At 50.1% G+C, this 23,704-nt stretch carries 16 protein-coding genes; 10 read left to right on the top strand and 6 right to left on the bottom strand.

The window, feature by feature from the left end:
- Nucleotides 1-25 precede the first annotated feature (25 nt).
- A complete protein-coding gene (locus tag HOK28_04180) occupies nt 26-1,114 on the top strand; it encodes a hypothetical protein (protein MBT6432264.1) in 1,089 nt (362 codons plus the stop codon).
- A gap of 1,314 nt (nt 1,115-2,428) precedes the next feature.
- On the opposite strand, the gene HOK28_04175 is transcribed toward HOK28_04180, so the two are convergent.
- Nucleotides 2,429-4,576, bottom strand: a complete 2,148-nt coding sequence (locus tag HOK28_04175; GenBank protein ID MBT6432263.1) for a hypothetical protein — start codon at nt 4,574-4,576, stop codon at nt 2,429-2,431.
- 99 nt (nt 4,577-4,675) lie between these two features.
- Between HOK28_04175 and HOK28_04170 the strand changes: the two genes are divergently transcribed.
- On the top strand, nt 4,676-5,242 hold the full coding sequence (locus HOK28_04170; protein MBT6432262.1) for a hypothetical protein: 567 nt from the start codon (nt 4,676-4,678) through the stop codon (nt 5,240-5,242).
- A gap of 252 nt (nt 5,243-5,494) precedes the next feature.
- Here the strand turns inward: HOK28_04170 and HOK28_04165 are convergent, their stop codons facing one another.
- Nucleotides 5,495-6,256 carry a DUF1295 domain-containing protein gene (locus HOK28_04165; GenBank protein ID MBT6432261.1) on the bottom strand — a complete coding sequence of 254 codons (762 nt, stop codon included), beginning with the start codon at nt 6,254-6,256 and terminating at the stop codon, nt 5,495-5,497.
- A 9-nt stretch (nt 6,257-6,265) separates the two neighbouring features.
- Nucleotides 6,266-7,273 (bottom strand): NAD-dependent epimerase/dehydratase family protein, encoded by a 1,008-nt coding sequence (locus tag HOK28_04160; GenBank protein MBT6432260.1) that lies wholly within the window; start codon nt 7,271-7,273, stop codon nt 6,266-6,268.
- A gap of 194 nt (nt 7,274-7,467) precedes the next feature.
- Between HOK28_04160 and HOK28_04155 the strand changes: the two genes are divergently transcribed.
- The 3 genes from HOK28_04155 (at nt 7,468) to lhgO (ending at nt 14,684) form a co-directional block, all read left to right on the top strand.
- Nucleotides 7,468-11,355: a hypothetical protein gene (locus HOK28_04155; GenBank protein ID MBT6432259.1), complete on the top strand. Its 3,888-nt coding sequence runs from the start codon at nt 7,468-7,470 to the stop codon at nt 11,353-11,355.
- Nucleotides 11,356-11,465: 110 nt separating this feature from the next.
- Nucleotides 11,466-13,088, top strand: a complete 1,623-nt coding sequence (locus tag HOK28_04150; protein MBT6432258.1) for an NAD(P)/FAD-dependent oxidoreductase — start codon at nt 11,466-11,468, stop codon at nt 13,086-13,088.
- A 402-nt stretch (nt 13,089-13,490) separates the two neighbouring features.
- Complete coding sequence (gene lhgO, locus HOK28_04145; GenBank protein MBT6432257.1) at nt 13,491-14,684, top strand: L-2-hydroxyglutarate oxidase; 1,194 nt, start codon at nt 13,491-13,493, stop codon at nt 14,682-14,684.
- Here the strand turns inward: lhgO and HOK28_04140 are convergent.
- The 3 genes from HOK28_04140 to HOK28_04130 form a co-directional block, all read right to left on the bottom strand.
- The gene (locus HOK28_04140) at nt 14,681-16,426 is read right to left on the bottom strand and encodes a tetratricopeptide repeat protein (GenBank protein MBT6432256.1); all 1,746 of its coding nucleotides are present in this window, start codon (nt 16,424-16,426) and stop codon (nt 14,681-14,683) included. The two genes, lhgO and HOK28_04140, sit on opposite strands and share 4 nt — an antisense overlap.
- A gap of 83 nt (nt 16,427-16,509) precedes the next feature.
- Nucleotides 16,510-17,649, bottom strand: coding sequence for a DegT/DnrJ/EryC1/StrS family aminotransferase (locus HOK28_04135; GenBank protein ID MBT6432255.1), 1,140 nt, complete (start codon nt 17,647-17,649; stop codon nt 16,510-16,512).
- On the bottom strand, nt 17,639-18,649 hold the full coding sequence (locus tag HOK28_04130) for an NAD-dependent epimerase/dehydratase family protein (protein ID MBT6432254.1): 1,011 nt from the start codon (nt 18,647-18,649) through the stop codon (nt 17,639-17,641). The genes HOK28_04135 and HOK28_04130 overlap by 11 nt, the downstream gene beginning before the upstream one ends.
- 107 nt (nt 18,650-18,756) lie before the next feature.
- Between HOK28_04130 and rfbD the strand changes: the two genes are divergently transcribed.
- The 5 genes from rfbD to HOK28_04105 all read left to right on the top strand — a co-directional run.
- Nucleotides 18,757-19,608 (top strand): dTDP-4-dehydrorhamnose reductase, encoded by an 852-nt coding sequence (gene rfbD / locus HOK28_04125; protein MBT6432253.1) that lies wholly within the window; start codon nt 18,757-18,759, stop codon nt 19,606-19,608.
- A gap of 5 nt (nt 19,609-19,613) precedes the next feature.
- Nucleotides 19,614-20,696 (top strand): dTDP-glucose 4,6-dehydratase, encoded by a 1,083-nt coding sequence (gene rfbB / locus HOK28_04120; GenBank protein MBT6432252.1) that lies wholly within the window; start codon nt 19,614-19,616, stop codon nt 20,694-20,696.
- Between the two features lie 268 nt (nt 20,697-20,964).
- On the top strand, nt 20,965-22,362 hold the full coding sequence (locus tag HOK28_04115) for a transglycosylase SLT domain-containing protein (protein ID MBT6432251.1): 1,398 nt from the start codon (nt 20,965-20,967) through the stop codon (nt 22,360-22,362).
- Nucleotides 22,363-22,470: 108 nt separating this feature from the next.
- Nucleotides 22,471-23,607, top strand: a complete 1,137-nt coding sequence (locus HOK28_04110; protein ID MBT6432250.1) for a carboxylate-amine ligase — start codon at nt 22,471-22,473, stop codon at nt 23,605-23,607.
- Nucleotides 23,608-23,611: 4 nt separating this feature from the next.
- The coding region (locus HOK28_04105; protein ID MBT6432249.1) for a gamma-glutamylcyclotransferase at nt 23,612-23,704 on the top strand (93 nt) is incomplete at its 3' end.

The raw sequence follows: 23,704 nt of genomic DNA, 5'->3' as shown, positions 1-23,704 counted from the left end.
ACACTCATGTCGAGGGAGCGCGCACATGTTGAAATCTTGGAATATCTTGTTGATAGGCCTTTTATCTTTGGGTTTGGCTGCTTGTGGTGGAGAAACCACTGAAGCTGGGAACCAAGATGGTACAACGATGGACGGAACCGATGGGGCGGATTCGACTACTGGAGACAATGTCTCTGGAGACAACGGAGCGGCTAACGGCTCAACCGACGCTATCGCTGAAATCCCTTTCGAGTGTAATGGTCAGATGGTTGCAGAAGGCCTGAACAATGGCTGGCAAGCAGGTCCTGATGCACGTGAATTCTACGCGCACCTACCGAACGTAGATAGCGACACACCCGTAAGCGTCATCTTCGCATGGCACGGAGTGGGTGATACCGCTTCAAACTTTCAAAACTTTATCGCTCCAACACCTGATGGTGACGCGGACTTCCCGTACATCATGATTTTTCCACAAGGAATGCGTCTGCAGCCTTATAGCCTCGATGGTTCCGGTACGATTGGTATCGAATGGGATGCATTCGAGAGCGAAAATGGCGACGATAACCTTGAAGCAGCACTCTTTGAAACAGTCGTTGGCTGCCTTGCTGAAGAGTACACAATCGATTCTGGACGTATTTACCACATGGGATTCTCTGGTGGAGCTATCATCAGTGCGATGATGCACAGCCGTTATCCTGAGATGGTTGGCGCTGCGTACATCATGAGTGGTGCATGGTTTAATAGCCCTGACACTGTCGATGCAATTGATACAGGTATGTTGACGGTTAACTTCCGTTGGGATGCGCTGAATCCTGCTCACGAAGGAACTATTCTGATGTCTCATGGCGGCGCCGGCGATATCTACGGTGATCCGCAGTTCTCGATTGCTGGTGTAGGCAACAACGGACGCATCATTAGTTTCGAAGACAGTGCTTCTTTCGCGCACTCGCACTTGCCTAACCACAACCGTAACGTCATCGATTGTGCACACACAGGTGGTCACTCAAACCACCCACAGTTATCTAACTCAATTGTGAAGGAGTTCTTCAAGGCACACCGTGCAGGGAAGGCTTCACCTTACCTTCTTGATGGTCTTCCATCGAGCCTAGATTCAATCTGTCGTTTGAATCCTTGATTTAGGTAAGAGCTTAAAAGCTTAAAATCAAAACGCCGCCTGATGCATTTAAAAGCATCAGGCGGCGTTTTTTTTTACGGTGGTAATAATTTCTCTCGCCTTGAGACGAGACTGACTCTTGTCATGAAACAAGAGCCAGTCACCGTCTACCGTGCCACAGGTTATTGGGCCCTGCGCACGGTTATCACTGGAGCCACCGCCCACCGCCGAGTAAATCGGTGGCTCCGTTGCCTGGCTAGGCAGTCTAGTATTTGCAGTCTCCTTTGTAAGAGGCTCTGTCCTGATCTGGAGACCTGAGAGTAATCCTTCGGGCACCCGGGTTTGCCGGGAGCCTATCTAGCGTGGCTCCTCCCGAAGAATGAGCCCGTAGAAGCTCTGGCGGAATCCAGTAGACAAGATTTTCGTCACCAAGAGACCATGGACAAAGGTTCATAGGCGCAGCGGCCTTGTGAATTGCCCTTGGCTGATGATTATGTTTTCGAACACCCATTTACATTTCCCATGCGCGATACACGCGCGTAACTGCGGGGAGACATGTTTGAACATGACACAGGTGAATAGAGGTGTGCTGAGTAGCCACCGGTCTCGCAAGATGGTTGGGAGTGCCTGGGTATGACAGGCACCCCCTGAGTATCCAGGAGTCAGGCTCTTCTTGTGTTCCGATTCAGGGTCGGAAGTCGAGCTGACCTTTGCGACGTTTCACAACGTCACATAATTTACCCGGTGGGCTTTCCACAGCTCACCAACACTCATGCATAGCGTTGCGCTAACGATCTGCCACCCAAGCAAACCGACAGCTACCACTATTTCCCAAATTGCGACAATCGATCGCAGGAGCAGAAAGGACGCACCAATCCCTTTAAGTTACAACCGGCATTCCAAACCCGTACGTAACTTTTGGTGAGACGCTACACAGCTCCCTTGGACACACGTGTCCACGAGTTGTCTTTAATTCGTCGAATTTACGTTATGGAAACGGCTCAGTAATCATCCACGTTCCTCCACGAACACATCCCTATCGCTGGCCAGAGCATCTAGGAGTTAATTCGCTGATATTTGGTGCGAACTTAATTGCTCGTACACCTTATTCGTATGGCTTGTGCTTGAGGAACTTGGGACGGCGCAAAGCACCTTATTGTTTAATGTATAAACTCCCCAAGCAATACACCTTACATTACAATGTTAGCGGTCTCTAATCAGGTTGGTCAATGATATGGTGAATTTTTGAGCTAGGAAAATCGATAAAAAGATCAGCTCTCGCAGTCACACGTACATCGGCGGGGTAAGCGATAACTTTAATTATTAATTTCGTGATTAATTAATTTCCGATTTTATCCTGTAAATACGGAGAGGTAGTCGCGCTTTGCGACACTCCGCTGATTGCTGACTGCAGCGAGCTTTTAATTTTGCAGCAGCCTCGTCATGTTTGAAGTCAAGAAAGGATTGCCGGGCCTCTTTGGAGTGAGGTTGACCCGATTTTTCGATGGCTAACATTTGCAGACGCAAAAGGTGTGCGTCACGCGACTCAACATCAAGACCTTTTTGTGCAGCCTTAAATGCTTGATTGTGTTGACCTGTTGAACCCAAAGCTGCTGCCAAGTCCCGCCACCTGGCTTCATCGTTTGGGGCGAGTGCTGCAGCTTTTCTAAAATGAGGTACTGCTTCTTTAAGTTTCCAGATCTTTCGAAGTCCTTGACCTCTAAGCTTGGCAATCACCGGCTGGTTCGGAGTGATTTTCTCAGCAATATCAAGATGTTGGTTTGCTTCGGCGAGTTTGGACTGTTGAACAAAAATATCCGCTAAGCTTGCGTGAATCATGGCTCGGCGATGACCCTGAATATTGGCGGGAAGTTGTGAGAGTGCATTTTGTAAGCTCTGTGCCGCAACGTTGAGCCGCTCTTGAAGGTCGTGCCTAAGTGCTATGCCATGGCGATACCAACGTAACCAAGCGGGTGTGTCGGATTGAGAAACCTTGCCGACCCACGATGTAGATGTGGCCATCACAACTGTAGGCTGAGGTTTACAGGCATCAATGGGGACAGAGTGATGAGTAAGAGAGTTCTTTTGAAAGTCTTTTCCGCGCTGAGTCTTTGAGGATTTACAAGCTTCATCGAGGAAGGTTTTGCTGAAGCGCTTTTGGAGAAGCCTGGCTTGAATCTGAAGAGGCCACGCAATTTGAGTGGTTGGCTGGAATAGGTAGCGAGCTGCCCGTGAGTCGGACGGAGCGACTGTTTGATCGAAGAGGGGAGTACGGAAATGTCCTACCCCGTGCTTTTTAACCAAGTCTCCGTTCTCATCGACCAGTCCAACCTGAAGGACATGAACGTCTTCCTCTTCACCAGACTGCGTGTATTGATGTCCTGAGTTACCCACGGTCTTACCGGCTGAATCCAGCAATGTGAGTTCGACCCAGACATTACGTAGATCTCGGGCACCGGCTGGAAAGTGATGTCCAATGTTCGTATTGGATATGACGACATCGAACTGGATGCTTGAGGTCTTGGGAGTCTGAGCGGAATTGGTTGCAACCCAGCTTTGAGAGCCTTCACGCCATGCCGGGATATCAAAGGCAATTCGGTTTGCCATTATCTTTTTAACTGCGTCTAGCTGTTTGCCGGAGCCCGACGCATAGGCAAGAGTTGTATGGCCACCGGGAAATCTGTGGGAGTGGGCAACGCCTTCATTCATCGATTCAGGCATGTGGCAATCTTTGCACCCTTGCTTCACACGCGGCGTCACGATCCGTGACGCTGTTGAGGTATTCGCAAACCCTGAACGTCGCCAAGGGCCGAACTCATCGAGTGCAGGTAAAAAGGCTTTATGCCCTGAGGCTTGAGACAGAAACCCTTTGTGGCAACTGATGCATAAGGTGTCCTCTTTGAGTATTGGCTTAGAGACTCGCCTGATGTGGGCATGCAAAGATGCCGGGTCAGTTTCATTGGGGATGGGGATAGGGCTGGTGTCGAGGGTGTAACTGGCAACGCCATCGGTAGTAGCGGCACTGATGCCATGACAGCTGTTACAGGTTATTCCAAGGTAGTTGGAGGCGTGTTCAGGCTTGATGGGTTCTGCGATTGCGCCGGTAAATACGAGTGTGGGGTCGTGGCACCCACCGCAGAAAGCTCCCTTATCAAGACCAACTTGTTCAACGTAAGAATCAAATGCAACTTGATAGAAGGGGTTATTAAATGACGAGAGCCCATGAGTACTTTCACGCCATTGTTCATGATGTTGTGTGTGACACGATGCACATAGCTTTACCTCACTATGCACCGCGAGGTTGTAGGGGCCGTTGGGAGCGATTTGAGCCATAGCCGGACTGTATGGGCCTGGCTGCTTGGGCAGTTTGGCCGGAACATTGACCACCTCTTGATCGATGGGCGAGTCAATTTGTTCGCATCCTAAGCTGGTTAGGCAAGTCATCAGCATAACAACGTGAGCCCGAAGCGTTGTATTTGTCATAACTCTTAGTATGGCCCGGATTCTCATTGATTCCAATGGAAGGAATACTCTCTGATAGACCTATTTTATCCACCTGCGTTTTTGGGTAGTCTCGGAGCTATGAGAAACTTGCTCAAGAGTATATTCTTTGTTGGTTTAGCCCTCGGGATCACCTTTTGGGTGCTCTACGTTCTCGACATGACTCGTTACGATAGACTTGGCGAGACGCACGTCCTTGGTGAAGCATCTATCGATGTCGATCGGTCGCTCAAAGATGTTTACGAGAGCTTGTCGGGCTTAAGTATCAACGATGTAGAGCCCTCGGGAGAAGGCGAAATAGAGGCCGATACTGATGCGAGCCGTCAAGCGACAAATCTCTCCGAAGGGGTGAGCCGGTTATTGGGTTTACCTGGACTCAACCGTTTCGGTGTTGCTTCACTGCTTATGGTGGACCATCGTCAACCTGATTTTCTTATGTATCAAGAACGGCTTGATGGAGTTATCTTCATTCATGGAATCGGGCTTAAGGAAGTTGAAGTAGGGACGACCACTGTTTCCTGGCAGGTACAATCTCCCAATACGCAATGGTGGTTTCATGGCAGTATCCTGCACATGGCATCGTTCTTTTGGGGGCGGGAATTGCCCCAGGCTCTCAAGAAGGCCAAGGAATTATTAGAGAAAACCTAAGTGTCTGAAGCGCAGAGAGCTGAAAGTACGCTGCGCGCATGTTTTCAAATTAAACTCTCAAGTTATGAGTGCGAATCTACGATGTATAGAACATGGAGACCGTGGCTTGGTCCTGATCAGGGAGATGAAAATTTCCCGATAACAAGCTCGGATTTCGGCTCTTAAAGAGTGGGAAGCCTGGCTGTTGACTGTTGATATCAAGAAGGGGAACACGTCACCAAAACGTGTTCCCCTTTTTTATTTTAGAATGAGTCAGATTACGAATGGAATAAGAGCTCGTCTTTGTTCCGGGTAATCTGGAAATTTTTCTTGGTACCACTGGTGATTGGTCATAGCACGCGGCGCAAGGTTAGCCGCGGTGTAGATAGCAAAAGCAAGCCCAGCAAGTGACCAAGTGGCTATGGCCCATCCGAGCCATTCTAGAAGTTCGCCCAAGTAATTAGGACATGACACAAACCGATAGAGTCCACCTTTTGGAATCTTGTAACCTGATTCGCCAGGCTTTCGAAGATTGATCAGAATGTTGTCTGATTGGCGATTGATGATCATCCCCGAGAAAAATACGACGACGCCAATAATGAAACGCGGGTCACTAAGCCATTCAATTGTGTATTGGCCAAAGTGGCTGATCCAGCGGGCATTGATGTAGGCATTGAGGCTGTTGAATATCACCGCAAGCATGAGGACCAGCACAGGCATCTTTTTACCAGACGCGCGCGTCTTAAACGGGAAAACATAGGCGCGGTAAATATAATGACTTTGCCAAAGGAAGAGGAAGAACAATGGAATTGTCTCTGCCCGAAATTGGCCCATGCTGTAAAAACCAAAGAATACAAGCACGGGAGGTGTCTCCATCAATAACCAGCCGGTCCGGGCAGGTATAGAGGGACCCCAACCGTCAGACATATGACGCCCGTAGGGTGCAGTGATAAACGCCACCATTACAAATGTAACGGCAGCCATTCCAAATATCAGCCAAACAATGAGGCTATGAATTTCTAGGGTATCCGGCATGCTACACCGTTATCCTTTCTTTTCAGGTCGTTCGATGATGCCGTGGTCGGCAAAAAATCGATAACTGTCTTCAATGGTTTCAGATAGAGGACGAGGCGCGTAGCCAAGTTCTGTTCGTGCACGTGTCGTGTCGATTCGTGGACTTTGTTCAAGTACATTTAAGGCTTCGTGATTAAGCACCGGTGTGGTGCCGCATAGCTTGGACCAACCCGAGACAAAGGGAATTGCTCCTCTAACGAGCCAAGTGGGGCAGGGCAAAGGGCTAAACCGGTTCACGCTCTGAGTTGCTATTTTTGCTAACTCTAAGATGCGATGCCAATTCCCGCCAAGTAGATAATTTTGACCGGGTTTTCCGCGGCGCGCTGCAAGTCTTGCGCCTTCTGCAACATCACGGACATCCACCCAATCGACGCCCCCAGGTGGAAGCATTGGAATTTTTCGGTGGTACAAATCCAGGAGAAGTTGACCGGCTCTGGATGGACGAAAATCAAATGGCCCAATCACAGAGCTTGGGTTGATGATGACCACTTCCAAGTCACTTTGGTCTGCAACTTCACGAACAGCTTCTTCGGCCGCTGCCTTCGAGCGGTCGTAAACTGGACAAGATGAATCCAGAGAGCGCTGGGCCTTTTCTGTTAAATGGCCTTCAGCTCCTGGGCTTACAAAAGCCTGAATTGAGCTGCAATGAATGAGTCTTTGTACGCCTACATCAGCCGCCGCTTGGGCAACATTACGCGCTCCCTCAACATTGGTCTTCCAAACCTGTCCATCGGGGTCGCCGGAAAGGGAAATAATAGCAGCAAGGTTGTAGACCTCTTGGCATCCTTTGAAGGCTTTTCGTAAGCTTTCCGGATCGCGAAGGTCTCCCTGAGTTTTCACCGCTTTATCGGGCAACGAGCCGGGACTTTTACGGATCAATGCGCGAACTTCTCCAGGCTCTTCTAGGAGCCTACGCACCAGTGCCTCACCAATGTGGCCGGTGGAACCCGTAATAGCTTTTGAATACGACTCGCTCATTTTTCTCGCAATTGTGTCAGTCAATTTGCTTTCGTCTAGCATCAGCGTACCGCTCTATCGACTTGAGGTTGGTAACGGCTTGTCATTTGAAAGCCGAGATGGACCTTCAATTGTAACCAAATGTCTTGGCTATTGCCTTGAATCTGTATGAATAGCGAGATATCTCTAGTCGCTGCACTTTTTGGGGGAACAAAATGAATCATTTAGTCAATTCGAGCGCGTTAAAGAACTTTCTGAGCGTCGCGCTTTGGGCCTTACTTTTAATGGGTTGTGGTTCTGAAACCAGTCCGGGTCAGACGTGTGATTCTGAAGAATGTGTTGCGCCACCTGCCGCTCTTTGTCAGGGACAGACACTGGTGGCTTATGCTGACACCGGTAGCTGTGATGATTCCGGCGAATGTGCTTACGAACAGACAGTGACCAATTGCGTGGCTCAAGATGCGCAATGCGTCGATGGTGCTTGCGTACCGAACGAAATAGAAGACCCGTGTGATGGTGTGGTTTGTGATTCACCCCCGGATGCAACCTGCATTAACTCGTACACAGGCGTGACCTACGCTGAGGTTGGCCAGTGTGTGGGCGGTGTGTGCCAATATGAGACAACGAACGTAGACTGTATGGAGCGTGAAGAATGCGTCGATGGTGCCTGTATTCCTGTTGAAGATCCTTGTGACGAAATGGAGTGTGAGACGCCGCCAGGGCCGACCTGTGATGGAAATGCTGTCGTTACTTATTCGGAAGCTGGGGAGTGTGATTTTGGGGAGTGTTTTTACGAGTCGACCCTCACGGAATGCGGCGAAGATGAGGTTTGCTCCGAGGGAAGCTGTTTTGCCCCGACTGATTCTGGTTTGGTTATTACAGAGATTCACTACAATCCATCGACTGCCCAGGGTGACGATGCCGATTTTGAATTTCTAGAAATTTACAACCCAGGTTTATCTGTCAACTTGGCCGGCTACACATTCAGCTCCGGTGTAACTCACACCTTCGAAGATTATACATTAGCAGGCGGTGCTTACCTTGTTGTGGCAGCCAATGCGGCCTCTTATCAGGGTGAAAATGTTGTGGCATGGACTGGCGGATCTTTAGGCAACAGCGGCGAGACGATTACTTTACTCGGCGCAGATGGCGAAGAAGTGGATACCGTCACCTACGAAAACAGCGGTGAATGGAGCCCGCTTGCTAACGGCGACGGTTACTCGCTCGAGCTGATAAATAACGACCTAGACAACAATCTAGCAGTGAGCTGGCGACCAAGCTTTATCGTAGGGGGTACCCCAGGTGAGGCCAACTCCTCAGAGCCTGCGACCATGTCGGCATCCGTGGGTGATATTCGAATTAACGACTTTGTGGGTGAATATGTCATCACGGGCGGCGTAGTAACGGGTGCTTTTCCCGATATGAACCGGTTTACGATTCAAGATGGCAATGGCGCGTATTCAGCACTTTGGGTTGAAGGTGTGGGTGCTGCTTATGGCGAAGATGTCGAAGTCACGGGGCATGTGGTGGATGATGGCGGCCGACTCATGGTTTGGGCAACGGCAGTCGAAGTTGTTTCGCCGGAGGGCATACTGCCTTATGCAGAGCCGCTCACGACGCTAGAAGCCGCAAGCGATGATTGGGAAGCGGTATTAATCGAAGTGACTGCAACCTGTACGCAGGCTGACCTAGGTTACGGCGAATGGGGCGTGGACGATGGTTCCGGTATGCTCAGAGTAGATGACCTTGGCTATGTTTATGAGACGCCCATTGAGGGCATCGCCTATACCGTTCGTGGCCCGTTGGATTACTCATTCAGCAATTTCAAGATTGCTCTTCGCGGCGAAGGTGATGTTGAGCTGGTTGACCCATGCAGCGTGCTTTCATGCGATGAACCGCCAGTCAGCATTTGTGATGGAAACAGTGTACTTACCTATCAAGCCACGGGAACCTGCACCGATGGGGCTTGTTTCTATGAGTCCAGTGCCGCTGACTGTTCGAACCTTGAGTGCGTTGCAACAGAAACCGGGGCATCTTGCGTGGCTGACCCATGTGACGCTTTTGACTGTACACAGCCAATTTCGATTTGCGACGGCAACAGTGTGGTGAGTTATTCCGGCGACGGCGTGTGCACGGGTGCTGAAGGATGTGATTTTTCTGCGGTCGAGACAGTGACCGATTGTGGTGACCAAGAGTGTCATGGCGGTGTTTGCTATGTGGTAGCCAGTGCATCTGATTTAGTGATTACAGAGTATCTGGCCAATCCTGCCTCAACCGATACCAATTACGAGTGGTTTGAGGTGTATAACACGCTCGGTACAGACCTTTATGTGGGCGGAATGGTCGTTAGTGATGCGGGCAGCGATTCTTTTACTGTCCTAGACGGCACTATTATTTCTGCTTTTGACCATTATGTGTTTGGTCAGAGTGCGGATGCGATACCGGGTGGACCAGATTACGACTGGAGCGAAAGCGGGACTTTCTTACTTGCCAATGGCGACGATGAAATCATTTTGACTTATGATTCTGTGGTTATTGATTCTATTGCCTATGACGATTGTTCGAGCTGTTTTCCCGATCCATCAGGAGCTTCGGTAAGTCTTGGTGGCGGAAGCTACGCCGCCGACAACGCCGACAGTAGTCTATGGTGTGAAGGTATGGGCTCTTATGACAGCAATGGAAACCAGGGGACGCCGGGCGCTGAAAACGCGATTTGCCAAGTTGTTGACCCATGTGATGGCGTGACTTGCGAGGAGCCGCCGGCAGCAACATGTGACGGTAACACCGTGGTGTCTTACGCCGCGGCCGGAACTTGTGATGGCGGAGTGTGCGCCTATGAAAACAGTGAAACCGACTGCGGCGACGAAGCAACTTGTACAGATGGCGAATGCGTGGACAATGCAGACCCTTGTGCGGCTGTCACATGCGATGAGGTTCCCGCTGATTACTGCACGGGCGATGTAGCAACTGTGTTTGAAACCGGGGTGTGCAGTGAGGGCGTTTGTAGTTATGCCTCAACCGATACGGATTGCTCGTTAACCTCGCAGGTCTGCCAGCAAGGAAGCTGTGTCACCGAGACTGCCTCTTATAATATTGTGATCAACGAGTTGTACTACAATTCACCCACGTCTCAAGGCAACGACAACCTCTATGAGTTTCTTGAACTCTACAACGCGGGTGAGACCGTCAACCTTGAGGGTTGTTCATTCAGTGCTGGAGTCACCCATACCTTTGGGTCGGTAACCTTTGAAGCGGGTACATACCTTGTGGTGACTGTGAATCAGAGCAGTTATTCTTCGTTGAGCGCCACAGTGGTTGAGTGGACCAGTGGAGGTCTCGGCAACAGCGGTGAAGAGGTGACCTTGGTCGACCCCAATGGCGTGGTGATTGATACCGTCACCTACGATGACGGTAACGGCTGGCCGGCTGCCGCAGATGGAGCAGGTGCTTCTTTGGAACTCAAGGATGTGACTGCAGATAACGCTTTATCGGCGAACTGGCAGGCAAGTACGATTGAGCTTGGAACACCGGGCGCAGCGAATTCCGAAGAGGCAACCGTAAGCAGCTATACGGTATACGAAATTAACACCACGGATGTTGTGGGGCAGATTGTATCTACTCAAGGAGTCGTCACGGGTGTTTATTCTGGTAGTACCGACCGGTTCTCAATCAGCGACGGTACGGGCGCTTCCACAGGACTTTGGATTCAAGGCAGTGACGCTGTATCCGTGGGTGACCAGGTTACGGTTGAAGGCAGTGTAGCAGATAGCAACGGACTGCTAAGAGTTGAGGCCGTGTCGGTGCAAATAAACAGCTCCAACAATGGATTGCCGGCCGCTCTTACGCTTGGTACTGGAGCTGTATTATCCCCTGAATATGTGGGGGTATTGGTTCAAGTCGTCGGTAGTTGTGATGAATCTGACCTAGGCTACGGCGAGTGGTCTATTGATGACGGAACCGGCTCATTGAGAGTTGACGATTTGGGTTTTGATTACAGCATTCAGGCTGTCGGCTCGACCTACCAGATCACTGCACCTCTTTTTTATTCCTATAGTAATTACAAGCTTGTACCGCGCTCAGCGGCAGATGTCGTTTCGCAGTAAGGCTGAACTTTCAGCTCTCCCCACGAATTTGTGGGGAGTCCTGCTTATAGGGCGTTGACAGATTGTATTCCCTTCGATAGCCATTGGTCCTACCAATAAAGGGGTTCGCAATGACAAAAGCAGGAGCGGTTCAGGTGCCAGAAAAATACTGGAACAAAAAAGGTAAAGACGGCGTTTGGGACTATATCGTCATCGGTTCTGGCATGGGCGGAATGACGGCCGCTGCGATGTTGAGCAAGCTTGGTAAAAAGGTATTGGTGGTTGAGCAGCATTATGTGCCCGGTGGTTACACCCATACTTTTAAGCGTAAAAAGTTTCTTTGGGATGTGGGCGTCCATGCTGTGGGTGAAGTCACGCGCCACTCTCTTACCGGACGTCTTTTGGAATACCTCACTGACGGCGGACTTCAATGGGCATCGCTTGGCCCTGTTTACGATGAGTTCTACTATCCGGATGGTTTCCGAATTGATTTTCCAGATAACCCGCAGCAGTTTCGCCAGAATCTAATTGACGCTTTTCCTGAAGAGGAAGAAGCGATTGATAATTATTTGGCGTATGTCCGTGAAGTCGCAGGGGCGATGAAGGGATATTATCTCGCGAGAGCGTTACCTCCAAAGATGGGCTGGCTTGGAGAGGCTACACTTGGCAGAAAAGGCCAAGAGATGCTCGAACTCAATACCGAAGAAGTTGTGAACAGTCTTACCGATAATCCTAAATTGCGAAATATTATGACGGCTCAGTGGGGCTATTATGGTTCGCCTCCAAGTCGGTCGTCTTTTGCGATGCAGGCATTGGTGGTACGTCACTTTGTTCACGGTGGTTATTACCCAGTGGGCGGCTCTCAGGAAATTGCAAATCAGTTACTAAAAACGGTGGCAGATGGCGGTGGCTGGACCCGAATTCGTGCTGATGTTGCAGAGGTCATGGTTCACGAAGACAAGGCCATTGGCGTTCGTCTTCAAGATGGCGAAGAAATAACCGCCGGCGCGGTGATCAGTGCTGCGGGAGTTATGTCGACGGTCATGCGACTTTTACCTGAGCGCTACCGCCAAGAGGAATGGACTCAAGGGATATCAAAACTAAACCCGGCGTCCTGTCATGTTTGTCTCTACCTGGGATTTAAAGGCGATATTCGCAAGGCCGGCGCCGGTTCAGCCAACAAATGGTTTTATGGCACCTGGGATCCAAACTTCAGTGATTGGATGGTCGAGCCTGACGAAGAACTACCGGATGTTCCTGTATTGTATTGCAGCTTTCCGTCGCTCAAAGATCCGAAGCATGATCCAGGCCCAGACGAGTTGCATACAGGTGAAGTGGTAACATTTGTACCTTGGGATGTTTTCCAGGAATGGAAAGATACCAAGTGGAAAAAGCGCGGTGAGACCTATGACTCCTTTAAGGAGCGCATGGAGAAAAAGTTACTTGAAAACTTCTTGAAGCAAATGCCTGAACTTGAAGAATATCTTGAGTACGTAGAGCTTTCTACGCCGCTTTCTACTGAGCATTTTGTTCGCCCCGTAGCTGGCTCCATTTATGGTATTGAGCCCACGCCTACGAGATTTCGAAATCAATGGTTGCGACCCCGTAGCCCGATTAAAAATCTATTTATGGCAGGCTCTGAGGTTGCGTCTGTTGGCGTCATCGGGGCCATGATGGGCGGAGTGTTATCGGTGCTCTCAGCTGAACCTGTAGGCACAATGAAGATGCTTCGAAATGCTGGGATGAAGCGTTAATTCTGCATCATTGTGAGATCGAAGAAAAAGTCGGTCTCCGACTCGCACCGCGTGCACTCAGCATGAAGCACCCTTAGACGTACGCCTGCGCTACTCTTAGACCCTTCGTGCCGCACCATCCAAACTCCACCACATGGGCATCTTGAAGCACGTAAGTGGTCTTCCATTTGGTCAAACCGGTTAATTTTAAGAGGACGGTCGGGATGGTTACCAGTTTGTTGCTGGAAACTATTTTGGCTGGCCTTCTTTCTTAAGAATTTACCCAGCTGGACCGTGAGTGCAATCACCAGAAACAGGGCAAACAATAGAGAAGACATGCCATGTTTTAACCCAAGGCAATGGGGCGGCGCCAGTAGAGAGTGAGCGGTTTGACTTTCCTCAAGGAATGAAACAGCCTTCACTATGGTTTTTGATGCTATCGTTATAGGCGCTGGAATTGTTGGCTTATCGACTGCTCGTCATCTTTTGAAGTCTCGCTCAGATCTTAAGTTACTTATTTTAGAAAAAGAAGAGCGCCACGCCTTCCACCAAACAGGTCGTAATTCGGGAGTCATTCATTCGGGGGTTTATTACCTTCCGGGTTCCGAGAAAGCCAAGCACTGCTATGCGGGGCGTAAGCTCTTGGAAGACTTTTGTGATGAACATGGTATCGCCTGGAAGCGTTCCGGGAAACTAATCGTTGCTACCCAGCAAAAACAATTACCACAGCTTCGGGAGCTGGAACGTAGGGCTAATGAAAATGGTGTCGCATCCCGCTGGCTCGCGGCTGAAGAGGTGAATGACTTTGAACCCCATGTAGCGTCAGTGGCGGCGTTAAGTATTCCTGAGGCAGGGGTGGTCAATTACCAAGAGGTTTGCGACGCGCTGGTTAAAGATCTGAAGAATCGTGGAGCGGAGCTTCGTTTCGGTGTTCGAGTCGACAGCTGCGTGGAAAACTCTGAAGGTCTGGAGTTGAAAAGTGTGGGTGAGGCTTTCGCTACGCGGTTAATGGTCAACTGCGCAGGGCTCTATTCGGACCGCGTCGCTCGAATGTTTAATGTGAAGCTCGAAAGCCAAATCATCCCATTTCGGGGTGAGTACTTTGCGCTCAAGCCGGAGTTTAATTCACTGTGTAAAACTTTGATTTATCCGGTACCCAACCCTGATTTTCCTTTCCTCGGCGTTCACCTTACGCGTGGAGTAGATTCTCGGGTGACTTGTGGTCCCAATGCGGTGCTGGCATTTTCGAGAGAGGGTTATAAGCGTACTGACGTTAGCTTTCGGGACCTGATGGAAACGATGGCCTATCCCGGATTTTGGAAACTAGCACTGGGCAACATGGGATATGGGCTTCACGAGTTGTGGCGTTCATTTTCCAAGGCGTCGTTTGTTCGGTCTTTGCAAACGTTGGTCCCTGAAGTCCAAGCACATATGCTGGAACCCTATCCCGCCGGTGTAAGGGCTCAGGTTGTTTATGAGTCGGGGAAGTTAGCTGACGACTTTATCGTGAAGCGCAGTGCACATGCAGTCCATGTTATCAATGCGCCTTCTCCCGCGGCGACTGCAAGTTTGGCCTTGGGTGAAACGATTGGGAATAAAGCCCTGGAGCAAATTTAACCTTGAGTAGATTTTGCAACGAAGTCTTTAAAGAGCGATTCTAGATCCCGTGTAAAACCAGAAGTGTCGCACAAGGATGATTCCAGAAATCTCTTTCGAATTTCCTGGCGGCTTAATTCTTTATCTGCACCGGCAAAGTTTACTGCTTTTTCAATATAATCACTGACACTCTTAGATACCCAGTCGCCCATACCTAATGCCGAAAGCAAGCTGGCGCCAACGCGCGCGCTATGCCTCTCGCCTGCCAATGTTAAAACCGGTGTTCCCATAAGCAGAGCTTCACATGTTGTGGTGGTCCCGTGGTAGGGAAAGGGGTCAAGGCCAATATCAACTTCCCGGTATAAGTTGAGATGCTCCATGAAAGAGTTGACGTGAGATTTAAGAATTACCCGGCTCGAGTCGATTCCGTTTTGTTCAAAGAGCTTTAGGTAGCGCTCTTTGGCGGCCTCGGAAGCGAGCTGTCTGGACTTCAGCAGGATTTTCGAGTCTTCAACTTGATGAAGAATTTGAGACCACACACGGATAACTTCATGGTTGATTTTCGCCAAGAGGTTAAAGGAACCAAAAGTGATGGGCGAATCTGCAGGGCTGCCAGAGTCGTCTAAGCTTGGGTATTGCTCAGGTGGACAAAAGCAGATGAATGTTTTGGGCAGATGAACAAGTTGTTCGCTGTAGTGCTGAGCAAACCCTGGAGGATCTGTCAGTGCATCACCAATTCGATAATCCATTTCAGGTAAGCCAGTGGTATTTGGATAACCTAGCCATGTCGCTTGAATAGGGGCGGCGCGCTGGGCAAAAATATCGAGCCGGTTGTGAGCCGTATGGGCTGCTAAATCGACGAGGATATGGATACCGGCTTCTTGAATCGCCGCGCATGCGCTTGGGGCGTCCAAATTTTTCACGTCAATCCATTGATGGGATAACTTTTTGAAGTTTTCCGTAACAGCATCTTCGCGTTGGGTGTTCGAAACACAAACAATTTCGAAGTTCTCGTGGTCATGATTTTTTAAGACGCTCTCGAGGAAAAAGGCGACCGAGTGGCGTCTAAAATCGGGAGAAACATAGCCTACTTTTATTTTACCTGCAGGAACAGGCATGGGTATTGGAGGTTGACCGTGGCTTTGGGACGCTCCCCAGGCTTCGTGCTCTTTTTTGATTGTGGCCTGGTTTTGCTGAGAATAATTTAAGCAAAGTAGATAATTTGCATGAGCAATTTGCGACTCGGAGTCCAAGGCGATTGCATTGCGATAACCCTGAAGAGCTTCGTCGATTTTACCTAAGTCACGTAAAGCACTTGCGCGGTTGATTAAAACCTCGGCTGTTGTTCCGGTCCCAAGCTCAATGCAGCGGTCGAGGTGCAGAAGGGCTTCGTCGAGTTCCCCAAATGCAATTAAGACAGAGCCAAGGTTTGCATGCGCTGGTGCGTAGTCCGGGTTGACGGTGAGGCTTTTAACAAGCCATTCGCGGGCATCGGTTGCCCTCTCAAGATGGAGTAAAATCGTGGCATAGTTATAGGCAAGAATGTAATTGTTGGGATCTATTGCCCAGGCGCGCTCGCACAGCTCTATTGCTTCGTCGTTCAGCCCCATCTGAAATGCAGCAAGGGCTGTGACTTGGAGCAGAGGGGCTGACTCCGGGAATTGCCGGATAGCACTCGAAGCCATTCCGTAGGCAAGCTCAACATCCCCAGCGCGCAATTGCTTATGGGCTAAGTTGTAAATTTTTTCAGCTTTAGGGTCCATGACACACTTTTAAATTTCTGAGGGTTTTGGGCGTATAGTTTAGGTTAGGCTGAGCATACCGAAGAGGTCCGCTTCTTCGCAAATCACGTGTCAGAAAAGCTTTCAAGTGCGGATACAATGCGTTCTATTTCTGAATCCCGTAAAAATGGATGCACCGGGATCGAGAGAATGTGGCGGGACACTTTTTCGCATACCTCAAGCCCCGCATCGTTTGTCCGGGGAAGATTTTCCCATATGGGTTGCCGATGAATTGGGACAGGGTAAAGCACGGATGTATCAACGCCTGCATGGTTTAGGTGCGACGCTAAGGCATCACGGTTGGGGTGCCTCACAACATATTGATGAAAGACGTGCTCTGCCTCCTCAGAGACATCCGGTGCGCGAAACCCGGCCTTACCTTTGAGGGCCGCGGTATAGTGCTGGGCGATTTCTTGTCGCCGCTTGGTTTCTTTGGCCAAGCTTTTGAACCGAGTACTAAGAATCGCTGCTTGAATATCGTCCATTCGTGAATTGGTAGCCTGGTGATAGCTTATATGTCGTTTGCGCCACCCATATTGACGCAGTTCCCGAGCCTGGTCAGCAATCGACTGAGACTTTGTAACAAGCATACCCGCATCGCCATACGCTCCGAGGTTCTTCGTTGGATAAAAGCTAAAGGCGGCAGCATGACCAAACGACCCGACCATTTGATTATTCCACCTGGCGCCGTGTGCCTGGGAACCATCCTCCACAACAAGAAGGTCGTATTCTTCGGCGAAGGACATAACATCGTTCATGTTCGCGGAGTGACCGTACATATGAACCGGGACAACTGCACGGATGGGGTAGGTGTCTTTCCATTTTAAAAAGCCAGCCTCGGCTGAGCGAATGCAGATGTTCATGGTTGCTTCATGAATGTCGACAAGTATCGGAACCGCGCCGATGGCTTCAATAGCGGCAATGGTGGCGCCGGCTGTATTGGCTACAGTGAGAACGCCATCTCCACGGGTAACGCCGCAGCTGCGCAGGGCCAGGCTGATGGCATCGGTACCGCTAGCAAGGGCGATCCCGTATGATGACCCGACCCATTTTGAGAATGACTCTTCAAACCTTTGGCTTTGCGGTCCTAGAATATAGTGACCACCTTCTAGTACTGCAGTGATGGCTGCGTTGATCTCATCCTTATGGGCTTGGTAGCTACGCCCAGGAGCAGCAATGGGAATACGAGGTTGTTCAAGAGACATATTCACTCGCAGTATAGTCTTGGAGATGTTTAGCGTAGTAATCCAAAGTTCGGCTGAGAGTATCTTTTAAATCGATTTTAGGAGCCCAGCCTGTGGTTTCTCGAAAGAGTTTGTCGCTGGCATAGTAATCACCGATATCAATGGCGGCGCGGTCTTTTGGGAATTCACAGATTTGGAAGACGCCGTCTCCATGAATCTCTATTAAGAGTTCTGCGAGTTCTCGAAGCGAGAGCGTACTGTGACCACCCAAGTTGAATGCTTGGCCGCTCGTTTTATCGCTCAGAGCGCTGAGCATCAGTGCCTCTACACAGTCTTCAACATCTGTGAGGTCCCGAAGCTGTTGGCCTCCCCAAACTTCAAAGGGGTCACCTTCTAGAAGTCGACGGATCCAAATACCAAGAAAAGTTTGCCGAGCATCTCGGATTCGCATTCGAGGACCGATGGTGTTGGTGAGTCTTAAGACACTCGAGCGTAGGCCGTGGATATTGTTGTAGAGCAAGTGGTACTGCTCACCGGCTAGTTTGTTAATGCCGTTGACGTCGACTGGGCGAAGAGGGTGCTTTTCATCTACAGGGAGGTACTGGGGCGTACCGTAGATCTGCCGAGTACTGGCGAAGACTATCCTGATACTTGGGTTATGATGCCTGCAGGTTTCAAGAATAGAGAGCTGAGCCGTGCAGTTGATGGCAAGGTCGGTCTCTGGATCTTGCATTGAATCGAGATGACTTGTTTGACCAGCTAGATTGAAAAGGTAGTTTTGCTCTTGGATTAATTTTCGAATGGCCTGGGTATTTCGTACATCTTCTTGGAGGATATCCAGCTGCTCTTCATAACCTGCGATGTTTTTGGGATGGCCGCCGTACTGGGGTTCCAGTGAATCCACGAGCGTTACTTTAGCGCCGGTCTCTAAGAGTTTGATAGCGAGGGTAGAGCCGATGAAGCCCAGCCCACCCGTGATCAGCACTTTTTGCCCCTCAAAGCTTAGATTCTGGGAAGTCATGGCCTGAGCCTAACAGAGCATCGAATAGAAAGCATGAAAGAAAATTGGATAGATCGAGCGTAGCGGAAAGGTGGAAATTAAGGCGGTTTCTGTTATGAATCTACCCTATGAGCTATTCGGTCCTTATAACCGGTGCAGGCGGTATGCTGGGAAGGTCACTTTGCCAGAAGTTTCGTGACCACAAAGTTTTTGCGATGGGGCGTGATGAGCTTGATGTAACCTCTCAGGAATCCGTCCTCACGAATTTTCAAGAGCTTCAGCCTGATGTGGTCATTCATTGTGCGGCGATGACTCAAGTTGATGACTGCGAAACCGATCAAGAACGAGCTTTCGAGGTCAATCACTTAGGCGCTTTGCATGTTGCTCAAGCGGCGAAGCAGATAAAGAGTCGCTTGATTGCGATCTCCACGGATTATGTCTTCAAGGGTGATGCGCTCACGCCCTATCCCGAAGATGCCCCCACCGCCCCCCAAACAATTTACGGACAGAGTAAACTTGCCGGAGAACGTGCTGTTCTTGACGAATATGCAGATGCAATCGTAGCGCGTGTTGCCTGGCTTTATGGCCCAGGCGGACCAAGCTTTTTACATACGATGATGCGACTTGGGACAGCGGGCGGAGACCCAATGCAAGTCGTGAACGACCAAATAGGAAATCCTACTTCAACGCTTTGTGTGGCAAATCACATCGGGCTTTTATTGAACTCTAATATTCGGGGCGTTGTAAATCTTACCTGTGAGGGTGAAGCCACGTGGTTTGAATTTACCAGAGCTATTTTTGAGCAAGTTGGGATTGAGCGAAAGGTATCGGCATGTACAAGCGATGCATTTCCACGCCCAGCGCCAAGGCCTGCCAACTCGCGGCTTGAGAATAGGGTTTTGGTGAATGAGAATATCCAAGAGATGCCTCATTGGAGAGAAGCCCTGAACGATTTTCTTAAATTGCACCCGGAAGGATAGAAGCTATGACTTCTCCAGAGACGCAGCACACCCCCCATCATATTTTAGTAACCGGAGGCGCGGGGTTTATTGGTTCAAACCTAGTCTATCAATTTCTCGAGAATGACCCCGACGTCCGTGTCGTTAATTTCGATAAGCTGACCTACGCTGGCAACCTAAATAATCTCAGTGGAGTCCAAGAAAAATACGGGGATCGATATGTTTTTGTTCAAGGTGATATTTGCGATGACCAGGTGGTTCGCAAAGCCTTGGAAGACTTCAACATTGATACGGTTGTGCACTTGGCAGCGGAGAGTCACGTTGACCGCTCTATTGATGGGCCTGGTGATTTCATTCAAACAAACTTGGTGGGTACTTTCGTTTTGCTACAAGCCGCGCGTCATTACTGGGGAGACCGTCAGGATGTGCGTTTTCACCATGTCTCGACCGATGAGGTTTATGGAAGTTTAGGCGATACCGGCTTGTTTCAGGAAGATACTCCCTACGACCCTTCAAGTCCCTACAGTGCTTCGAAAGCGGGTTCTGATCACCTTGTGCGCGCTTGGCAGCGAACCTTTGGGCTGCCGGTGACAATCTCGAATTGCTCGAATAACTATGGCGCGTATCAGTTTCCGGAGAAGCTATTGCCGGTCATGATTATCAATGCCCTAGAGGGTAAGGACTTGCCTATTTATGGGGACGGGAAAAACGTAAGAGACTGGCTTTATGTGCGCGACCATTGCTCGGCGATTGATAGAATCATTCGGTTTGCGAAAGATGGAATGACCTACAATGTTGGAGGACACAACGAGTGGGCCAACATTGATATTGTCCATTTGATTTGTGATGAGCTTGAAAACCTCAAGCCCAGTGGCCGCGAGGGTGGATATCGCTCCCAAATTGTTTTCGTGAAAGACAGACCGGGTCATGACCGTCGCTATGCAATCGATGCCAGCCGTCTGGACCGGGACCTTGGTTGGCGACCTGCGGAGACTTTTGAGTCAGGGCTTAAGAAAACGATTATTTGGTACTTAGACAATGAAACCTGGGCCGCAGACATCCGCTCTGGCGGATACAGGTTGGAGCGGCAAGGTCTTTCTGAGAGCTAATTTTTGCCAGATGAATCGATTTCTCGGCCGCTGAAGTATCTCCAAAGCGTCAATAAACCCTGTGACCGATCATACTTCAGTGACATTTTTGTCGAACGCGTTACGCGGTGCGTAACAAAATACCCACTTATTTGGTCCTACCAAAGGCTTTTTTCTCTTTTAAGTACCGGTTTTGTCAGAGAGTTCACCGATAAGTCAAAATAGGCATATTGGTTGCAGACACTTCTAGCGTGCATGGCTTGTCAGTGCACCGAATGGAATGAAGAAAATGACGTTTTGTCTGCCAAAAATAGCCCTGGGGGCGGGGATTCTTGCGTTACTCGTAACTGCATGCACAGGAGGCCATCCGGTCCCCAACGCCGTAGTTCGCGCTGAACCTGCTCTTTGCGAAGGCCGTCCGCTGCCTATGCCATTGGTCGCTGCAAGGCCTCCTCTTGCTATGGATGCTGGAGGTTGCGTGATTGCTGGAGCCAAGGATGTTCACCAGCCAACACGGCGCATACCCGTGCTGGTGAGTGCGTCTTTCCGCGATGCCATTGCTTCTCTGAACGAACAAACTCACATTTTCTCCACTGCTGACTCACGGCACCGCGCTTTGCGCTCCATGGGTTGGGTGGCATTTCGGTCTGGGCAGTACGCTTCGGCTCGCGGTGTATTTCAGTATCTCCACGATTCATCTCCTTACAGCCAACATGCTCCAGGAGCGATTTACTGGGCTGCGCGCTCAGCAGAGATGCTCGGCATGGGAGAGACTTATCTCGCAGAACTTAAAGCTCTCGTAGAGCGCTTTCCCGTAGATTATTATGCGGTTCAAGCCTTGCAGCGCCTGGGTGATTCAGCTTTGGTGGCTGAAGTTGAAACAGCTCAACTCAGTACTGGACAACTCCCTGATTCCCTCATCCTGGCCCAAGCTTTGGTTGATGTGGGTGACTTTAAGGCCACACGGCGGTTGTTGCAGCGTGCATTGACCAGTCAAAAAGATAGTCTGGGACCTAAAGCGTTATTGGGTTTTGAGCTTTTGGCCGAGCGAGTCGATTCAAACTACTTTGAGCGTCGTTTCCGCTGGGAGCGCAATAAACGTTTTCCAAATGTCAGTCATGAGTCTATTCGGGCGCTGGGTTACAGCTTCCCGTGGACCTATGTGCAGATTATTTCGCGGGCAGCCCGGATGACCCAGCTCGATTCTAGTCTGGTGATAGCTCTGGCCCGTCAAGAGAGTGCCTTCAACCCGAGTGCCATCTCACATGCCGGCGCAATGGGGCTGATGCAGGTGATGCCACAAACGGCCAACGAAGTACTCGGCTTTACCTCCGACAGTGTGGAGTCGGCTGAGTTTGATATCCTGAACCCTAAGAATAATGCGGAAGTAGGCTCTGTTTATCTAGCCCGCATGCTTCGCCGTCATGGTGGGCAGGTTGAATATGCCTTGGCCTCTTATAACGCAGGTCCGGCTGCCGTTGCTCGCTGGAGAAACCGATTCGGTGATGTGCCAGTCGATGTATTCGTTGAAGAAATTCCATATGCTGAAACCCGTGACTATGTTCAGCGGGTTTTATCCTGGAAGCAAAAGTATGGGTTTTTGGATGCGGCGCGCCGAGAGATCTCTACCCTTACGAAGATTCAGCCACCCGCGGCCAAAGTACCCAACCGACCGATCTCGGGTTAACCCGCCCTGTAAATTAAATCTTGAGCACCTGCCCATTGTGGGGGATTGTAGGACTGGAGCCAGTGCGTACCCAGTGCTACGCCTTGGACTACATGGGGAGGACGTTGCATGAGTTACGATATTCCGCCACTCACGGTTGGAGTCGAGGAAGAATATCTATTGGTCGATATCGAGACGCGCGACCTGGCCCAAGACCCGCCCAAAGAATTGATCGATAAATGCCGCAGCTTGCATGATGGCCAAGTGACTCACGAGCTCTTACGTAGCCAGATCGAAGTTGGTACACGGGTTTGTTCCTCCATCGCTGAAGCTCGTGAAGAACTTCGTCAACTGCGGGCAACTGTGGTGAAGGTGGCTGGTGAGTATGGGCTTGCTCCGATTGCCTCCGCAACACATCCGTTTGCAAAGTGGCACGAGCAGCTTCATACACCGATGGCGCGTTACGCAACCTTGATGAGCGAGCTCCAGGGTGTGGCCCGTCGCCTGGTCACATGCGGTATGCACGTCCATATCGGCATTGAAAACCCTGATTTACGCATCGATATGATGAATCAGCTGAAGTATTTCTTACCTCACTTGCTCGCGTTTAGTACTTCTAGCCCTTATTGGGACGGGGCCGATACAGGGCTAAAGAGTTTTCGCTTGAGCATCTTTGATGGTTTACCCAGGACTGGTTTGCCTGAATATTTCGACAGCTATTCGCAGTACGAGAGATTCACTGAGGTGATGACCGATTCGGGTCTGGTGGAAGATACCAGCAAGCTTTGGTGGGACATTCGTCCGAATGCACGTTTTCCTACACTGGAAATGAGAATTACCGATGTTTGCACCCGGCTCGATGATTCAGTTGCTATCGCAGCTTTTTATGTTTCGCTGGCCAGTTGCTTACAGCGGTTAAGACGTCAAAACCAAAAGTGGCGCGTGTATTCAGGCTCGTTGATTAAAGAGAATCGCTGGCGCGCTCAGCGCTATGGGCTCGACGAGGGCTTGGTCGATTTTGGTCGCCGTGAAATTATTCAATGGGATACGTTACTCGATGAGATCATTGATCTCGTGGGCGAGGATGCGGACCGTTTGGGATGTTTGAAGGAATTGGAGCACCTTCGGGTGATTCGGGACCGAGGCACAAGCGCTCACTTACAGCTGGATACCTACGACGACTTAAAATCACGTGGCCTTTCACATCAAGATGCGATGTGTGGCGTGGTCGATGCGTTGATTGAAGGTACCAAGGCTGACCTCTAAGACAGTGTGGGTCTTTGCATACGGCTCCCTTATTTTCCGTCCAGGGTTTGAATTCCTAAATCAAGTCAGAGGCTCGGTTGACGGCTATACCCGTAAG

It is taken from the genome of Deltaproteobacteria bacterium (assembly GCA_018668695.1).
GTDB lineage: Bacteria > Myxococcota > XYA12-FULL-58-9 > XYA12-FULL-58-9 > JABJBS01 > JABJBS01.
The sequence above is the reverse complement of the archived record's forward strand: the minus strand, read 5'-3'. Positions and strand labels throughout refer to the sequence as shown.